Annotated in this window: 18 protein-coding genes; 7 read left to right on the forward strand and 11 right to left on the reverse strand. The window is 69.1% G+C overall.

What is annotated here, in order from left to right; all coding sequences use genetic code 11:
* Positions 1 to 80: 80 nt before the first annotated feature.
* Positions 81 to 461 (reverse strand): DUF5313 family protein, encoded by a 381-nt coding sequence (locus ACWEH3_RS19420; RefSeq protein ID WP_355075633.1) that lies wholly within the window; start codon positions 459 to 461, stop codon positions 81 to 83.
* Positions 458 to 949 carry a MarR family winged helix-turn-helix transcriptional regulator gene (locus tag ACWEH3_RS19425; RefSeq protein ID WP_356966920.1) on the reverse strand — a complete coding sequence of 164 codons (492 nt, stop codon included), beginning with the start codon at positions 947 to 949 and terminating at the stop codon, positions 458 to 460. The genes ACWEH3_RS19420 and ACWEH3_RS19425 overlap by 4 nt, the downstream gene beginning before the upstream one ends.
* A gap of 116 nt (positions 950 to 1,065) precedes the next feature.
* On the opposite strand from ACWEH3_RS19425, the gene ACWEH3_RS19430 reads away from it, so the two are divergent.
* Positions 1,066 to 2,067 carry a DUF418 domain-containing protein gene (locus tag ACWEH3_RS19430; RefSeq protein WP_450019924.1) on the forward strand — a complete coding sequence of 334 codons (1,002 nt, stop codon included), beginning with the start codon at positions 1,066 to 1,068 and terminating at the stop codon, positions 2,065 to 2,067.
* A 2-nt stretch (positions 2,068 to 2,069) separates the two neighbouring features.
* Here the strand turns inward: ACWEH3_RS19430 and ACWEH3_RS19435 are convergent, their stop codons facing one another.
* From ACWEH3_RS19435 to ACWEH3_RS19455, 5 genes are all read right to left on the reverse strand, one after another.
* The gene (locus ACWEH3_RS19435) at positions 2,070 to 3,272 is read right to left on the reverse strand and encodes an MAB_1171c family putative transporter (RefSeq protein WP_450019926.1); all 1,203 of its coding nucleotides are present in this window, start codon (positions 3,270 to 3,272) and stop codon (positions 2,070 to 2,072) included.
* Positions 3,273 to 3,274: 2 nt separating this feature from the next.
* A complete protein-coding gene (locus ACWEH3_RS19440; RefSeq protein ID WP_450019928.1) occupies positions 3,275 to 3,832 on the reverse strand; it encodes a hypothetical protein in 558 nt (185 codons plus the stop codon).
* 3 nt (positions 3,833 to 3,835) lie between these two features.
* On the reverse strand, positions 3,836 to 4,225 hold the full coding sequence (locus tag ACWEH3_RS19445) for a hypothetical protein (protein ID WP_450019930.1): 390 nt from the start codon (positions 4,223 to 4,225) through the stop codon (positions 3,836 to 3,838).
* A gap of 218 nt (positions 4,226 to 4,443) precedes the next feature.
* Complete coding sequence (locus ACWEH3_RS19450) at positions 4,444 to 5,610, reverse strand: cytochrome P450 (RefSeq protein ID WP_450019932.1); 1,167 nt, start codon at positions 5,608 to 5,610, stop codon at positions 4,444 to 4,446.
* Positions 5,611 to 5,681: 71 nt separating this feature from the next.
* Positions 5,682 to 5,876: a heavy-metal-associated domain-containing protein gene (locus ACWEH3_RS19455; protein ID WP_067802986.1), complete on the reverse strand. Its 195-nt coding sequence runs from the start codon at positions 5,874 to 5,876 to the stop codon at positions 5,682 to 5,684.
* Between the two features lie 113 nt (positions 5,877 to 5,989).
* On the opposite strand from ACWEH3_RS19455, the gene ACWEH3_RS19460 reads away from it, so the two are divergent.
* The 3 genes from ACWEH3_RS19460 to ACWEH3_RS19470 are packed head-to-tail and all read left to right on the forward strand — an operon-like array spanning position 5,990 to position 6,789.
* Positions 5,990 to 6,427 carry a hypothetical protein gene (locus tag ACWEH3_RS19460; RefSeq protein WP_450019934.1) on the forward strand — a complete coding sequence of 146 codons (438 nt, stop codon included), beginning with the start codon at positions 5,990 to 5,992 and terminating at the stop codon, positions 6,425 to 6,427.
* Between the two features lie 23 nt (positions 6,428 to 6,450).
* The gene (locus ACWEH3_RS19465) at positions 6,451 to 6,606 is read left to right on the forward strand and encodes a DUF6131 family protein (protein ID WP_086006372.1); all 156 of its coding nucleotides are present in this window, start codon (positions 6,451 to 6,453) and stop codon (positions 6,604 to 6,606) included.
* A gap of 9 nt (positions 6,607 to 6,615) precedes the next feature.
* Positions 6,616 to 6,789 (forward strand): CsbD family protein, encoded by a 174-nt coding sequence (locus ACWEH3_RS19470; protein ID WP_450019936.1) that lies wholly within the window; start codon positions 6,616 to 6,618, stop codon positions 6,787 to 6,789.
* Positions 6,790 to 6,886: 97 nt separating this feature from the next.
* On the opposite strand, the gene ACWEH3_RS19475 is transcribed toward ACWEH3_RS19470, so the two are convergent.
* Together ACWEH3_RS19475 and ACWEH3_RS19480 are read right to left on the reverse strand one after the other, a co-directional pair.
* Positions 6,887 to 7,615 (reverse strand): VIT1/CCC1 transporter family protein, encoded by a 729-nt coding sequence (locus tag ACWEH3_RS19475; protein WP_450019938.1) that lies wholly within the window; start codon positions 7,613 to 7,615, stop codon positions 6,887 to 6,889.
* Between the two features lie 58 nt (positions 7,616 to 7,673).
* The gene (locus ACWEH3_RS19480) at positions 7,674 to 8,048 is read right to left on the reverse strand and encodes a hypothetical protein (protein ID WP_450019940.1); all 375 of its coding nucleotides are present in this window, start codon (positions 8,046 to 8,048) and stop codon (positions 7,674 to 7,676) included.
* 619 nt (positions 8,049 to 8,667) lie between these two features.
* Here ACWEH3_RS19480 and ACWEH3_RS19485 point away from each other — a divergent pair.
* Positions 8,668 to 9,870, forward strand: a complete 1,203-nt coding sequence (locus tag ACWEH3_RS19485) for a sigma factor-like helix-turn-helix DNA-binding protein (RefSeq protein ID WP_450020040.1) — start codon at positions 8,668 to 8,670, stop codon at positions 9,868 to 9,870.
* Positions 9,871 to 10,021: 151 nt separating this feature from the next.
* Here the strand turns inward: ACWEH3_RS19485 and ACWEH3_RS19490 are convergent, their stop codons facing one another.
* Positions 10,022 to 11,059, reverse strand: coding sequence for an AraC family transcriptional regulator (locus tag ACWEH3_RS19490; protein ID WP_450019942.1), 1,038 nt, complete (start codon positions 11,057 to 11,059; stop codon positions 10,022 to 10,024).
* A gap of 70 nt (positions 11,060 to 11,129) precedes the next feature.
* Here ACWEH3_RS19490 and ACWEH3_RS19495 point away from each other — a divergent pair, with 70 nt between their 5' ends.
* Complete coding sequence (locus tag ACWEH3_RS19495; protein ID WP_450019944.1) at positions 11,130 to 12,635, forward strand: flavin-containing monooxygenase; 1,506 nt, start codon at positions 11,130 to 11,132, stop codon at positions 12,633 to 12,635.
* A gap of 20 nt (positions 12,636 to 12,655) precedes the next feature.
* Here ACWEH3_RS19495 and ACWEH3_RS19500 read toward each other — a convergent pair whose 3' ends face one another.
* Positions 12,656 to 13,468 carry a DUF1460 domain-containing protein gene (locus ACWEH3_RS19500; RefSeq protein ID WP_450019946.1) on the reverse strand — a complete coding sequence of 271 codons (813 nt, stop codon included), beginning with the start codon at positions 13,466 to 13,468 and terminating at the stop codon, positions 12,656 to 12,658.
* A 165-nt stretch (positions 13,469 to 13,633) separates the two neighbouring features.
* Between ACWEH3_RS19500 and ACWEH3_RS19505 the strand changes: the two genes are divergently transcribed.
* On the forward strand, positions 13,634 to 14,011 hold the full coding sequence (locus tag ACWEH3_RS19505) for a hemophore-related protein (protein WP_450019948.1): 378 nt from the start codon (positions 13,634 to 13,636) through the stop codon (positions 14,009 to 14,011).
* Positions 14,012 to 14,028 lie beyond the last annotated feature (17 nt).

Raw genomic sequence — 14,028 nt, forward strand, 5'->3', positions numbered from 1 at the left:
GGGCACCGCCGAATTGGTGCGGCTCCGGCGGTGCGAACACGGGGGCGACACCCCGCCTTCGGTGGCCGCGAGCCGCGCGCTCAGTGTGGGTGCTGAGCCGCGTACCTGGCTCGTTCCAGCGCTCGGCGCTGCGCGCGCTGCGGATTCTCCAGATCCGCGGGCAAGCCGTGCTTCGCGAGCCGATGCGCGCGGTTCATCGGCATGAAAGCGATCGTGTAGAACAGGGCCAGCAGCAGCGCCAGCAGGACCATCGCGCCGCGCAGCCACAGCTCGCCGGGGAAGAGCAGGAACACCGCGAACAGCGGTGTGAACGGCACCATTCCGCGCAGCACGTGCCGGGTGGCGGCGAACCTGCCGGTCAGGTCGTCGCGCACCCACTCACGCATCGAATCGGGCAGGCGGCGGCCGAAGGCGTAGCCGATCCACTGGATCGGACCTGGCCGTCGTTGCTGTCGGGTCATGACCGGGCTCCTGGGTTCGAGGACGGGGCGTGGGGCTCGGCGAGTACCGACCGGCGGGCCGCCTCGTTCACCCGGGTGAGGACATCGCGCAACTGCTCGAGGTCGGCCAGGGTCACGCCGAGGCGTTGGACGACGGCGGGCGGTATCCGCTCGGCCTTCGCGCGCAGTTCGGCTCCGGCCGGGGTCAGGTTCACCACGAGGTTGCGCTCGTCTCGGCTGTCGCGTTCGCGACTGATCAGCCCGGCGGCTTCGAGGCGTTTGAGCAGCGGGGACAGTGTGGGGGAGTCGAGCTGGATGGCCTCGGCGATCGCTTTCACCGACATCGGCGCCTCGCCCCAGAGCGCCAGCATCACCAGATACTGCGGGTGGGTGAGCCCGAGCGGTTCGAGCAGCGGCCGGTAGACGGCCAGCACCGCGCGATTGGCCACGGCCAGCGCGAAGCACACCTGCCGGTCCAGGCGCAGCGGATCCTCGATCTCGGTCTCCATCGGTCCTCCTTGTCTTCCCCTAAATTAGCGCATGAATAGTTAGTGCGTTAATCAATGTGGGCGACATCTCGGCGCGAGATACCGGCTTCGGGGCCGTCGCTGGATACCGTGAATCCATGCACCACGACGCGGGTCCGCTACGCATCGAGGAACTCGACGCGGTTCGTGGCTTCGCGCTGTGCGGCATGCTGGTGGTGAACATCTGGCGGCTCACCGACATCCCGGCGACGGACGAATCGGGCGTGGTGCTACCGATCCGGCACACGCTGTCGGTGGTGTTCGAGGGACGGTTCTTCCCGATCTTCTCGTTCCTGTTCGGGATCGGCTTCGCACTGCTGCTGGACAGTGCCGAGGAACGGAGCGAGCGCCCGCGACTGGTCCTGATCCGCCGCTTGCTCGCGCTCGGGCTGATCGGCCTGGTCCATCAGCAGTTCCAGCCGGGTGAGGCGCTGCTGCCGTACGCGCTGGCCGGGCTGGCGATCCTGCTGCCCGCCTCGGCGCTGCCGAATTGGGCGGTGCTGCTGGCGGGACTGGTAGGAACATTCGGCGTAGCGCTGGCCCTCGGCGGCGGGCTGGCCCTCGCGCCGGGGTTGTTCCTGCTCGGCCTGGCCACCGCGCGCGCCGGGATCGTGGACACACTCGATGAGCGGGGCTGGCAGATCGCCGCGGTCTTCGCCCTCGCCGTGCCCGCCGCGATAGTGGCGGGCAGGTGGCAATACCGCACACCGTATCTGGAGCTGTGGTCCACTCCCGCGGTGGCTGTCGCGGGTCTACTGGGCGCTCTGGCCTATGTCACCGGGCTGCTGCTGTTGCTGCGCATCGAGCCGGGCCAGGTACTGGCGGAGGTGTTGCGGCCGCTGGGTCGCCTGGCTTTGACCAACTACGTCGGCGCCACCGCGCTGATCTTGCTCGCGGCACCGCGTCTCGGCCTGTCCGGCTCCGGGAGCTACGCGGCGGTGCTCGGGTTGGCGGTCGGGATCATCGCGGTGCAAGCGGTGTGCAGTGCCGTGTGGTTGCGGTTGTTCGAGTACGGCCCGCTGGAATGGGTGTGGCGCTGCGTCACCTGGTGGACGGTGGTGCCGATCCGGCGGACGCGCGTGCCGAGCCGCCCGTACTGAGTTCAGCGCGGGGCCGCCGGGTCGCCGGTGTTCTCCAGCTCGGCCAGGGTCGCCGAAACCAATGGCCCCGTATCGAATTGGACGGCGACCTCGACCAGCCAGGCCGACTCGGCGGCCAGCGTGGGTCGACTCGGTTCACGGAACGACTGGTCGTCGCCGGTGGGCGGCAGACCGAGCCGGTGCGCCCGTAGCGCCGCGGCGATGCGGGCGGCCTCGATCGCGGCGGCTCTGCTGCGATCCGGGATCGCCAGTTCGGTCGCCAAGCGCTCGGCGATCGCCACCGCTTCGGCGGACAGATGCGGTCGCAACCGCAACAGCCAGTCCCGTATCTCGATCACCCTGCGGTACACCCGATCTCGTGCCGCCGTGCCGCGCCGGTCCGGCAAATGCGCCAGTTCCGGATCCACCTCGCGCAGGGCCAGCCACAACGGGCGCAGCCGCGGCAGCGCCCGCAGCCGGGCGGTGGTGTGCAGCAGCCACGGCGCCAACGAGGGGCACAGGTAGCCGATCAGCATGACGGTGGCGCCCAGGCTCGCGAACGCGGGCGCGATATCGGTGTTGAGGCGGCGCAGATCGATACCGAACCACGCCGCGCCGATCGCGATCACCTTGCCCACGCTGTAGCCGAGCGCGACGGCACTGCCGAGCGCGATCAGTCGCAGGCCGCGGCGCAACCAGATTCGATCGACCTCGCCCATCCACCGGCGGCACAACACGATGATGCGGATCAGCGCCGCCGAGTAGACGGTGAGGTAGACGCCGAGGAACGCCACCGCCAGCGGGACTTTCGCGTAGTGGTCGTCGAAGTCGGTGGGATGACTCTCGTCGTGCACCGGCGCCGTCGTGAACAGCGCCGCCAGCACGACGGGCACGAGCAACGGCAGGACGAGCACGCGCCGTGCCGCGCTCGCGTCCGGTTCCCGCTCCGCCACCATGAACCCGGTCCAGACCACCTGGGTGAGCACCGCGCCCGCGATGGCCCCGTACACCACCAGGGACGCCAGGTTGGGCACGCCGGAGACGTCATCGATCCAGGTATAGGTGCGCGGCACAGCCGCTTCGAACCCGATGCCCGCCGCGAGGATGGCGAACGCGACCGCCCAGCGCGCGGGATTGCCCGGGTTGCGCAGGGCCAGACCGGTTCGCCACAGGAACGCCGCGAAGGCGAAGACGCCCACGCCGCCGTACACCAGCGCGAACCACATGCTCAGCCCTGCCCCGGCCCCAGCGCGTCCAGCAGTCGGCGCGCGGCGACCGGCGCGGAATCGGGCAGGACCCATTCCTCCCGTGCCGTCCACTGCGTGATGTGGTGCGTCATCAGCATATTCGCGATGTGTTCGGCCTCGCGTTCCTGTGGCTGCGCGTAGCCGGTGCGCCCGAGCATGCGCCGCACGACCGCGGGGTCGATGTTCGGCGCGAGCAGCCGCACGGCTTCCGCGCCGCGCACGTCGACGGTGCGGTGCCCGGCGAGCAGATGGCCGAGCTCGTGACAGACGATGTGATCCTGATGCATCTTGGAGGTGTTGCGCTGATAGGCGATGAAATCGATCGCGTCGGTGACCAGCAGGCCGCCGGACAGGCCGGTGACCGGGAAGCTCTCCGGGCGCAGCCGCAGGGGACGGGCGCGCCGCTCGGCGACGGCCTCGGCCAGCTCGGCGACGGTGCACCGGCCGGGCAGGCCCATGGCGCGCAGCTCCCGGCGCAGCCAGCGACGATCCAGCACCGGCTGGTCACCTCCGTCCTTGCTCCACGCCGCGATCCGCATCGCTCACCCGTTGTGCTCGTTCTCGATGCGCCGCAGGATGTCCAGCATCGCCAGCACCGATTCAGCGCGGACCGTACCCTGTTGCAGCCCGTCGCGCAGCACCAGTTCGAGGACCTCGTGTTCGGCATTTCCCTTGAGCGCGTTGATCAATGCCAATTCGCTGCCGCGCGATGCCGCCAGTCGCGGGTCGGTGAACGGATCCAGGCTGTCGAGCCCGAAGTAGCCGCGCAACACCTCCAGCGTCTCGTAGGACGGGTTCACCGCCTGCCCGGTGCGCAGCTTCCAGAGGTAGTTGGCGGACAGGCGCGTTCCGGTGGTGCGGTGGATGTCTTCGGCGAGCGCTCGGTGGGTGATCTCCTGCGGCCGCCCATCTTTGCCTGTGGGCGGGTGCATTCCGTTGATGAGTGTGTTGAGAGCCCGCGTAAACGGGTGTAAGCCGTCCCCCATGTCAGCGTGTCTCCTGTGGTTGACAGGGTCTGTGGCGTAGATCATACTCGTCCCTGCTCCGCCAGCACATGCCGGTGTGGTCGCCCCCGAAGGGGCGCCGACCACGAGAGGCCCGGCATCCCAGAGCGGTAGCAGGTGGGGCGATCATCGTCGCTCGCCCCATCTCATCGGAGCCGCACCGGTAGCGCCAGTGGTCCGCGATGGCGGAAACCGGAGCGCCAGTCGATCTCTCGTTCGTCCACCGCGAGCGCCGCATCCGGCCATCGGGTGAGGACGTGCTCGAGAGCGGCCGCGGTGACGGTGCGTACCAGCGCGTTCCCCAAGCAGGCGTGCATGCCGTAGCCGAGCGCGAGCTGGTCCGCGCGGTCCCTGGTGAGGTCCGGTTCCGCTGGGCGCGAGAAGATCTCGGGATCGTGGTTGGCCGATGCCAGACACAGCAGTACCGTCTGTCCCGCGGCGATCGTCGTGTCGCCGATGACCAGGTCGGTGGTCGCGAAGCGCGGTCCGGCCAGCACCTGCGGGGAGAGGTGCCGCAGCAGCTCGTCCACGGCTGATTGCTTGTCGCCGAGGGCGTACCACGTCTGCCGCAGGCCCCGACGGCCGAGCAAGGTGAGCACCGAACCGGCGATCAGATCGGCGAGCACTTCGTACCAGACGAACAGCAGATAGAACAGCAGTCCGGTCAGCTCCGCACCGGTCGGCGACCCGCAGGCCTGGTATGCGCCTACCCAGCGCCCTAGCGCGGTGTCGGAGCGCGGTGCCCGCGCGGTGGCGTCCGCGATGATCCCGAGCATGGTGGCTAGGGTGTCGCGGGCGCGCGGTGGTGCGGCCGACGGCAATAGCGTCGAATTCGCCCAGCCGCGAAGGCGTTCGGCAGTGTGGTCGTCGAGGCCGAGTAGTTCGCCCAGCACGGCGGCGGGAAGCGGCACGGCGAGACGCTCGACGAGATCGACGGTCTCGCCCGAATCATCCCCGTGCAGTAGCGAATCCACCAAGCGGGGCGCGCGGTCGGTCCACTCGGCCAATCGGCGTGGCGACAACTCGGAGGTCACCAGACTGCGCAGGCGTGCGTGGTCGGCCGGCGCGGCACTGAGCATCGCGTCCAGTGGTGGCGGCACCGAGAAGCCCCGGTAGTCGTCTCCCACGGCATACCGGACCCGGGTGGACAGCCGCTCATCCAGCAGTCCGGCCCGTACGTCGCGGTATCGCGTCACCAGCCAGGCCGGTGGCCCATCGGGCGTGCGAACGCGGTGAACGCCCCCTTCGATGCGCAGTCGCTCGAGCGTGGGCCACGGGTTGCGGGCGAAGTCGGAGTCGAACACATCCGTCACTCGGCCATCATCCCGCACCGTGTCCTGGGGACGGTGGCTGCCGAGGGCTGCCGGTGCCCGCGGCGGGCCGATCAGGAGGCGGCGGCTCCGGTCTGCCGGATCGCGTCGAGGACTTCACCGTAGGTCAGCGTGGTCGAGTTCACGAGCGCGCGCTCCGAGGCCACGTCGATGTCGACGGAATCGATACCGTTGACGCCGCGCAGTGACGATTCGATCGCGGACGCGGACTCCCGGGTAACGTTGTGCAGAGTAACCGTGTACGTCATGTAATTCGCATTGACCGATCGCGCTCGCTCAAACTTTCCGTTCCGTCCCGTTTGATCGTGGGGACCCCGGGAATAGCGGAGTTGTCAAACGACTCGACGCAACAGGGATTGCCATGATCATCATCATCGGGCTCATCGCCTTGATCGCGGCCGTGATTATCGGAGTAGCCGCGGTAGTGGGCAACACCGGCCCCGCTCAGCAACTGACGAGCGATTTCGCGGTATTCGACTATCACTTCCACGGTTCCACCGGAGCACTGTTCGGTTACGGAGTAACGCTCGGTGCGATCGGGGCGTTCGGACTGGCCCTCGTCCTATCCGGCGCCTGGCGGGTCACCCGCCGTGGCATGGCCGCGCGTCGTGAACTCGCACAGTCCCGTCGCGAGATGGCGGCGGTGCGGCGCGATCTGGCCGCAGGAACTACCGCGCCGGTGGAACGCACTTCGCAGGAGCCGGCTTGGCGGCGGTGGTTGCGCACACGCGGTTCGGGTACTGCCCGCACTGATCGCGGCGCCACGGTATCGACCTCGAAACCCGTGACCGCGAAATAATTGAGAAGAAAAGGAATACGACAATGATCATTCTCGGCCTCATCCTCCTGGTCTTGGGTTGGCTGCTCGGAATCGGGCTGCTCACCACGGCGGGCATCATCGTGCTGATCATCGGGCTCGTGCTGCTGGTGGCCGGTTCGGTGGGCCGTCCGGTGGGTGGCCGCCGCTGGTACTACTAGGGATTCCGCATGAAGTTCGAAGATCGCCTCGCGCATCAAGTGCAAGCGACCAGGGGCAGCGTGAAGAAATTCGTCGGCCGAGCGACCGGCAACTCCCGGCTGGAGGCCGAGGGGCGGCGGGAGCAGGCCCGCGGCAATCTGAGACGCGCCGCGGACAAGGTGCGGCACGCGTTCAAGCGCTGACCGCGCACCGCTCGACCGGTGCCGGGCGAAGGCCGATGGCCTCCGCCCGGCACCGTCGTGTTCTCGCGAAGGGAACGCCCGGATTCTCGTGTGCGCGTCATACTCCGGCGATTCCGGCGAGTTGTCCGATGCCGTAGGTGACGGCCATCGCCAGCGCGCCGCCGAGCACCACCCGGACCACCGCCCGGCCACGGGCACTTCCCCCCAACCGGGCGCTGACCGACCCCGTGAGCGCGAGCGCGGCGAGCACGGCCGCGAATGTCACCGGAATCCGCGCGTCGACCGGCGGGAGAAGGATGGCCAGCAACGGCAGCAGCGCGCCGAGGGTGAAGGCCACCGCCGAGGACGACGCCGCCAGCCAGGGGTTGGTCAGCTCGGCGGGATTCAGGCCGAGTTCGGCCTCCGCGTGCGCGGTGAAGGCGTCGTGCGCGGTGAGTTCCTCGGCGACCTTGCGCGCCGTTTCGGGCGTCAGCCCTTTTGCCTGGTAGATCCCGGTGAGCTCGATCAGCTCGTAGTCCGGCTCGTCGCGCAGCTCCCTGCGCTCTTTCGCCAGCAGGGCCCGCTCGGAATCGCGCTGAGTGCTGACCGAGACGTATTCGCCCACCGCCATGGAGATCGCGCCCGCCGTCAGACCCGCGATGCCCGCGGTGAACAAGGCCCGTGTATCGGTGGTGGCCGCCGCGACGCCGACGACCAGACCCGCGGTGGACACGATCCCGTCGTTCGCGCCGAGCACACCGGCGCGCAGCCAATTGAGTTTGGACGCGAAGCCGTTGCCGTGCGGTTCGTGCGGATGTGCGCCGGAGGCGTCGGTCGTGCGATCCATGAAACGCAACCCTAATCACCACCGTGCGACGCGGGCGGGAACCGCACAGCTCGAACGGCTAAGCGCGGGATCGGCGGGGGACCGCCAACGGATGCGGCGGCATCGTGCGGTGGATGATCTGGAGGATCAGCAGGAACAGCACCGAGAGTCCGGCGGTGGTGAAATCCCCGACCAGAACAGCCAGTACGGCGAACGCGCCGAACACCGGGAACTCCAGTACCGCGCACCAGCGCAGGATCCGCAGCCGCCTGGCGTTGGCGGCCAGCCGTTGCACACCGTCGTCGATGATGGTCAGCGCCGTCTCGTAGCGCACCATGCCGTCGCCGACCTGGACGAACATGTGCACGGCTTGGTCGCGGCTGAGCTCGCCGAGCCAAGCCCGGTCGATCAGCCGCTTGCCCTCCTCGGCGACCTCCTTGATAACCGCGTCCATGCGGCCCCCTTCCCAGTCGTTCGGAGAGTCTAGCGGCCGAATCGCGCCTTCCCAGTGACGATTCAAGCGGGCGGGAAGACGTAGACGCGCTCCGGCGCCATCCGCGCGATCACCCGCCGCGCCTCCGGTTCCGGTGGCGGCGTCGCGCCGCCCATGTACTTGGCCTACATCGCGGTGAGCAGGGTCTTGTCCGGGTCGTCGGTGAGCTCCACCCGGCCGCGCACCTCCGCGTAGCGGCCGTCGATCAGGGTGCGCACGATGTCATCGAGTTGCATCGGAAGTCTCCTCGGTCGGTGCGGAATCACGGTGATTCCCGAAATGCGGACTTCCGCCGCGATCGGAAGGAATCGCCGAGAGCCTCTACCGGATCGCCACGAACGCGTGCCTGACCGCGCTCGAGCACCACGGTCGGCGCGTGCTGCCGTCCGGACTCGGCGCCGCGGGCACGGACCCGTCGGCGCGGCCCGTGGCCGCGGCGGCCGTCCGGTGGCTCGAGCCGCTGCCGGACACCCTGGTGACGCCGGAGTCGGCGGACCCGGCGGGTGTCGCGGTGGCTCGCGACAGCCTGCGCCTGGCGCTGATCGCCTGTCTGCAACACCTGAACGGCAGGCAGCGCGCGGTGCTGTTGTTGCGCGACGTGCTCGGTATGCCCGCGGCCGAAGTCGCCGGAGTGCTCGATACCAGCACGGCGGCGGTGAAGAGCACGTTGCAGCGCGTGCGAGCCCGGTTGACTGAGGTCTCGGCGGCGGCCGAGCAGGCGGTGCCGCCGAGCGAGCCGGGGCAGCGCGCGCTGCTCGAGGAGTATCTGACGGCCTTCCTGCGCGCCGACCCGGCCGCCATCGAACGCCTGCTGCACCGGGACGCGGTGCTGGAGATGCCGCCGTCGGCCACCTGGTTCTCGGGTAAGCGGACGTGCGTCGCCTACCTGGCCGAGCACGTCCTCCAGGGGCAGTGTCGCGATACCGACCGCCTCCAGCGCCCCGGCGAGCCGCCCGGCCTCGTGCCGCGTCCGGGTGATTACGGCGATATCCGGCAACGGCTTTGCGCATCCGCGAATACCGTCGACCAGCGCGGCCTCCAGGTACTGATCCGGTCCGCGCCAGATCCGCACCACGCCGTCGGGCAGGGTGACGTCGGCATCGCGCAGCGCCACGACGGTCTTCCCGGTGCCCGCAGGGCCGGTCAGCCGGGCGGGACCGGTGTAGTTGCGCGCGACCAGGATCTCCTGTTCGGGATCCAGGAAGGTCATCCAGTGCTGGAACGGCCTCTGCAACGCCGTATTCCGCTGCGGCGCGAGCACCTCCGACCGATCGAGCAGGGCGGGATCCGGTGCGCCCTGCGCCGCTTCCTCGAACTCCAGCAAGTCGTATTCGCGGGCCGACTGGTGGGCGACGGTGTTCGCGATGGCTTGTGCCCGGGTGGGTCGCAAGTGCCGCTGTCGTGCGCGGATCACCCGATCGAGCTCGCCCGGCCCGGCCACGGCGAACCGGCCGTCCACGCGCACCCCGGTGCCGGCCGGCACGAGCAGGACGAGCTGCACGTCATGGGGGACCAGCTTCTCGCGCCCGAACTGCAATCGGCCGAACCGCGCCTCGACATCGCGGCGGATCTCGTCGAGTTCGGCCGGGACGCCCTCGGCGAAGCGCAACGCGAAAAGTCTTGTCCCGCAGACCAGCAACGCATGGGCGTGCGCGGCGGGCAGGTCCACCGGGTCGCGGTGGACGAGCAGGTATCGGCCCGGTTCGGCCAGCGCCTCGGCGAGAAATGTGCGCTGGTGCGATGTCAGGCCGGGGATGCGGGTCAGCGTGTCCGTGACACGTGAAAGCCAGGCGTTCATGGAGTCCCCCTTCCGGTGCACACCTACCCCGTCTTCGACGGTAAAGACACCGCGTCGAGGAGGGAATGCGCTGAGGGCTTTCCGGGACAACCGTTATCGAAAAGGGCGGATCGGACACCGGACCGTTGTCGGCCTGTCACCCGAAAGTGTTGTGCTGCTGTGTTCTTCCGTCGGATTCCACGCGGCGCAGGGTGGTCGGCGTTGTGCCCCACCATCTTCGGGCGCATCGGGTGAAGGTCGCTTGTTCCGACAGCCCGATCAGCGAGGCGACCTGACTCATCGGCATATCCGTCGTGGTCAGATAACGCCGGGCCGCGTCCCGGCGGACCTCGTCCAGGATCGCGGCGAACGAGGTGTGCTCGGCGGCGAGCCGTCGTTGCAAGGTGCGCGGGTGCACGGTGAGCAGCCGTGCCACCGCGCCTATCTCGGGCGCGGACGTACCGAGCAGCTGCTGGACGGCGGCGCGCACCTGCGGGGCGAGCGCCGCCGCCGCGTCACCGGACTGCTCCGCGAGGAAGGCCATCGCCAGCCGGTGCAGGTTCTCGTCACCGCCGGTCAGCGGCCTGCCCGCCAGGCTGCGCGGCATACGTAGCGCCGCGAAGGGCCGCTCGACCCGCACCGGTGCGCCGAAGAACTCCTCGTAACCGGCGAGCGCGGCCTCGGGCCGATAGGGCAGCTCCACCGAGCGCAACCCGTATCGGTCGCCCACCAAGCGCTGAATGGTGCGATGCACGAACGCCAAGCCCAGGTCGGTGCCCTGGACGGGGGTGGGAAGTCCCGGCCGCACGCCGTAGCGCAGCGCGATCACGCCGCGATCCCCGTAGGGGTCCGGTTCCAGCGTCAGGCTCAGCGACCGCGCGTGCAGGAACAGGTACCGCGCCGTGGACTCGAGCACGTCGGCCAGCGACGGCGAATTCCGGATGGCCAGCGCCAGCGGGCCGAGCATGTCCAGATCCTGCCGCTGGGAGATCCGCAGACCCAAGTCGGGGCAGCGCAGCTGCTGCGCGGCCAGTTCCAGGACGGCCGCGACGCGCTCGTCCGGCACGAGCAGATCGTCGGCGTCCAAGGCGGCCACCGGCAGACCGCACGCCGTGGCCAGCGCCTCCGCGTCGCCACCGAGTTCGGCCACGGTCGCGCGGAAACCGCGCAGCCCTGCGGATCGAATCACCGACATGTCGTCGAGAATCAAATAGTTGTCGCGCAAAGTCAAGATAGCGACCCCGTCAGGCTCGCACACTGGACACATGACGCAGACCGACGCAGCACCGGAACACCTCGATGTCGTGATCGTCGGCGCGGGACTATCCGGTATCGGCGCTGCCTACCGATTGCAGACCGAGTGCCGTGGCAAGACCTACGCCATCCTCGAGGCCCGCGACACGCTGGGCGGCACCTGGGACCTGTTCCGCTACCCGGGCATCCGCTCGGACTCCGACATGTTCACCCTCGGCTACCCGTTCAAGCCGTGGCGGGACGCCAAGTCGATCGCGGACGGTCCCTCGATCCTGCGCTACATCACCGAGACCGCGACCGAGAACGGCATCGACCGGCACATCCGCCTCCGCACCAAGGTCCTCGCGGCCGATTGGGACAGCGGCGCCGCGCGCTGGACGCTGACGCTCGAGCAGCGCGACGCGACCGGCTCCACCGAGACGCGCACGCTGACCTGCGGCTTCCTCTACGCCTGCGCCGGGTACTACAACTACGACCAGCCGCACGCACCGGAATTCCCCGGCATCGCGTCGTTCGCGGGCGAGGTGGTGCACCCGCAGTTCTGGCCCGAGGACATCGACTATCGCGGTAAGCGCGTCGTCGTGATCGGCAGCGGCGCGACCGCGGTCACCCTGGTCCCGGCGATGGCGGAGCAGGCGGAGCTGGTGACGATGCTGCAACGCTCGCCGACCTGGATCAGCGCCGTCCCGGGGCGGGACAAAGTGGCCGACAAGATCCGCGAGCTGCTGCCGCCGCGGCCCGCGCATCGCCTGATCCGAACCAAGAACATCCTGTTCGGCATCGGCTTCTACCAGTACTGCCGTCGCCGGCCGGAGGCGGCGCGCAAGCTGCTCACCGGCCTCACCACGCGCATCCTGAAGGACGAACAGGCCGTCGCCGAGCACTTCACGCCCAGCTACAACCCCTGGGACCAGCGTCTGTGCGCGGTCCCGGACGCGGACTTCTTCAAAGCCATGAAGAAGGGCAAGGCCGAGGTCGTCACCGATCACATCGACAGCTTCGTGCCGGAGGGCATCCGGCTGAAGTCCGGCCGGGTGCTGGAGGCGGACGTCGTGATCACCGCGACCGGGCTGCAACTGCTCGCCTTCGGCGGCATCGCGCCCAGTGTCGACGGCGTGCGGGTCGACTTGTCCGAGCAGTTCGTCTGGCAGGGAGCCATGCTCACCGGCGTCCCCAACTTCGCCGTGTGCATCGGGTACACCAACGCGTCGTGGACGTTGCGCGCCGACCTCACCTCTCGGCTGGTCTGCAAGGTGCTCAACCACATGGAGCGCAAGGGTTACGCCTCCGTGGTGCCAGAGCCACGGGGCACGCTCGAGGAGCACCCGCTGCTGGATCTGGCCTCCGGTTACGTCCAGCGCTCCATCGGCGACTTTCCCCGGCAAGGTGGCCGTCATCCGTGGAAGGTGCGCCAGAACTACCTGCTCGACTCGGCGACCACGCTGCGCACCGACTTGGACAAGACGCTCACCGCGACGCCGAAATCGGCCGTCCGGCGGCCGGTGCCCGTCGCCTGACCCGTAACGGAGGAGCGGGGTCAGCGCGCCCGGAGTACGACGATGCCCGGTGTCGACCGCACGTACTCGGCGAAGGGTGAGTCCACCACCTCGGCGTTGCCCGCGAGCGAGGACGCGTTGCGGAAGACCGGACCGGTGTCGGTCATGACGAAGATGCCGACGTGGGTGACGTCCAGCCCCGGTTGGTCGGCATAGGCGCCGATGTAGTCGCCGGTGCGCAGCCCGCTCACGACGTCCCGGCCGACGGCGGCGCTGGGAATGTAGGTGATCGCGCGATCGACCACGGGCAGCCCCGGAAGATAGGCGCCGCCGTCGGCTTTCGCGTTGAGGTGTTCGGTGACGGTCACCGCAGCGGTGCTCAACGTCGCCGTGATGTCGGTGGCCGCGACGTCGGGAACGTTCGACCAGTCGGTGAAGAAGTGCTTGCGCTGCTGGAAGTCCACGCGGCCGCCCGCGTAGCGCGTGCGGATCAGGTTCGTCGTGAACTGCTCGCGGTCGGTGGAGCGGGTGAGCGCCTCGACGTAATCGAGGAAGGTGAAGCAGTCCACCCGGCGCAAGTCGATGACCAGCTGTTCGGGCTGGGTCGCCGATCCGACGAGCATGTTCGCACCGTAGGGCGTGCCGAGGAACCGGCGCGACAGCAGCTCGATCAGTTCCGCCTTGCTCGCCGAGGCGGGCGCCTGAGCGCGCAGCGACAGCAATTCGTCGAGCTTTCTCGCGGTGACGTCGTCGAGGCGCACGGTCTCCGGAGCGCCGAGTGCCACGGTCGGTGTGGACACCGCGGCGCAGACCAGCGCCACGAGGACGAGCAATACACGAGCGATGGTGCGCAAGACGCCTCCAGCGGAGTGGGCTGGCCGATCCGTACACGACAGCGACACCCACGGTAGGTGATGAGGGTCGGCAAGACCTAGCGCCGTCCAAACACCCCTTCTGGTGGACTGAACGCCGGGTCACGAGGTGGTGGCCCCACGTCCCCACCGAAAGGGTTATCCGACATGACGAGAATCGTGCGAGCCGCCTTCGCTCTGGGCGGTCTGCTCGCCGCGGGCGCGCTGCTGGTTCCGGCGACCGCCTCCGCGCAGCCGCAGCCGGGCGGACTGCTGGAGACGACGTGCAGCTTCGCCCAGATCGATGCCGCCGTCCATGCCCAGTTCCCCGACGCCGCCGCCCGGCTCGACGCGCACCCGGACCGGAAGGCGAAACTCCAGGAATTACTCAGTCTCCCGGTCGAGCAGCGCAAGCAGCGCGCCAAGGAATTCCTGGACAAGCACCCGGAGGCCAAGGCCAGGTTCGAGGAGCGCCGCAACTCGCCGGAGGCGCAGCAGCACCGCGAGAAGCTGCGCGTCATCGCCGACACCTGCCACAACTACTGAGCACGCTGCGGGCGAGG

Source organism: Nocardia sp. NPDC004718 (assembly GCF_053601535.1).

Excerpts from the sequence above, each read along its gene's own strand:
- ACWEH3_RS19470 (WP_450019936.1), top strand. The coding sequence starts at position 6,616 with ATGAAGTTCGAAGATCGCCTCGCGCATCAAGTGCAAGCGACCAGGGGC.
- ACWEH3_RS19465 (WP_086006372.1), top strand. The coding sequence starts at position 6,451 with ATGATCATTCTCGGCCTCATCCTCCTGGTCTTGGGTTGGCTGCTCGGA.
- ACWEH3_RS19440 (WP_450019928.1), bottom strand. The coding sequence starts at position 3,832 with ATGCGGATCGCGGCGTGGAGCAAGGACGGAGGTGACCAGCCGGTGCTG.
- ACWEH3_RS19420 (WP_355075633.1), bottom strand. The coding sequence starts at position 461 with ATGACCCGACAGCAACGACGGCCAGGTCCGATCCAGTGGATCGGCTAC.
- ACWEH3_RS19430 (WP_450019924.1), top strand. The coding sequence starts at position 1,066 with ATGCACCACGACGCGGGTCCGCTACGCATCGAGGAACTCGACGCGGTT.
- ACWEH3_RS19490 (WP_450019942.1), bottom strand. The coding sequence starts at position 11,059 with ATGTCGGTGATTCGATCCGCAGGGCTGCGCGGTTTCCGCGCGACCGTG.
- ACWEH3_RS19425 (WP_356966920.1), bottom strand. The coding sequence starts at position 949 with ATGGAGACCGAGATCGAGGATCCGCTGCGCCTGGACCGGCAGGTGTGC.
- ACWEH3_RS19495 (WP_450019944.1), top strand. The coding sequence starts at position 11,130 with ATGACGCAGACCGACGCAGCACCGGAACACCTCGATGTCGTGATCGTC.
- ACWEH3_RS19445 (WP_450019930.1), bottom strand. The coding sequence starts at position 4,225 with ATGCACCCGCCCACAGGCAAAGATGGGCGGCCGCAGGAGATCACCCAC.
- ACWEH3_RS19505 (WP_450019948.1), top strand. The coding sequence starts at position 13,634 with ATGACGAGAATCGTGCGAGCCGCCTTCGCTCTGGGCGGTCTGCTCGCC.
- ACWEH3_RS19480 (WP_450019940.1), bottom strand. The coding sequence starts at position 8,048 with ATGGACGCGGTTATCAAGGAGGTCGCCGAGGAGGGCAAGCGGCTGATC.
- ACWEH3_RS19475 (WP_450019938.1), bottom strand. The coding sequence starts at position 7,615 with ATGGATCGCACGACCGACGCCTCCGGCGCACATCCGCACGAACCGCAC.
- ACWEH3_RS19435 (WP_450019926.1), bottom strand. The coding sequence starts at position 3,272 with ATGTGGTTCGCGCTGGTGTACGGCGGCGTGGGCGTCTTCGCCTTCGCG.
- ACWEH3_RS19455 (WP_067802986.1), bottom strand. The coding sequence starts at position 5,876 with ATGACGTACACGGTTACTCTGCACAACGTTACCCGGGAGTCCGCGTCC.
- ACWEH3_RS19460 (WP_450019934.1), top strand. The coding sequence starts at position 5,990 with ATGATCATCATCATCGGGCTCATCGCCTTGATCGCGGCCGTGATTATC.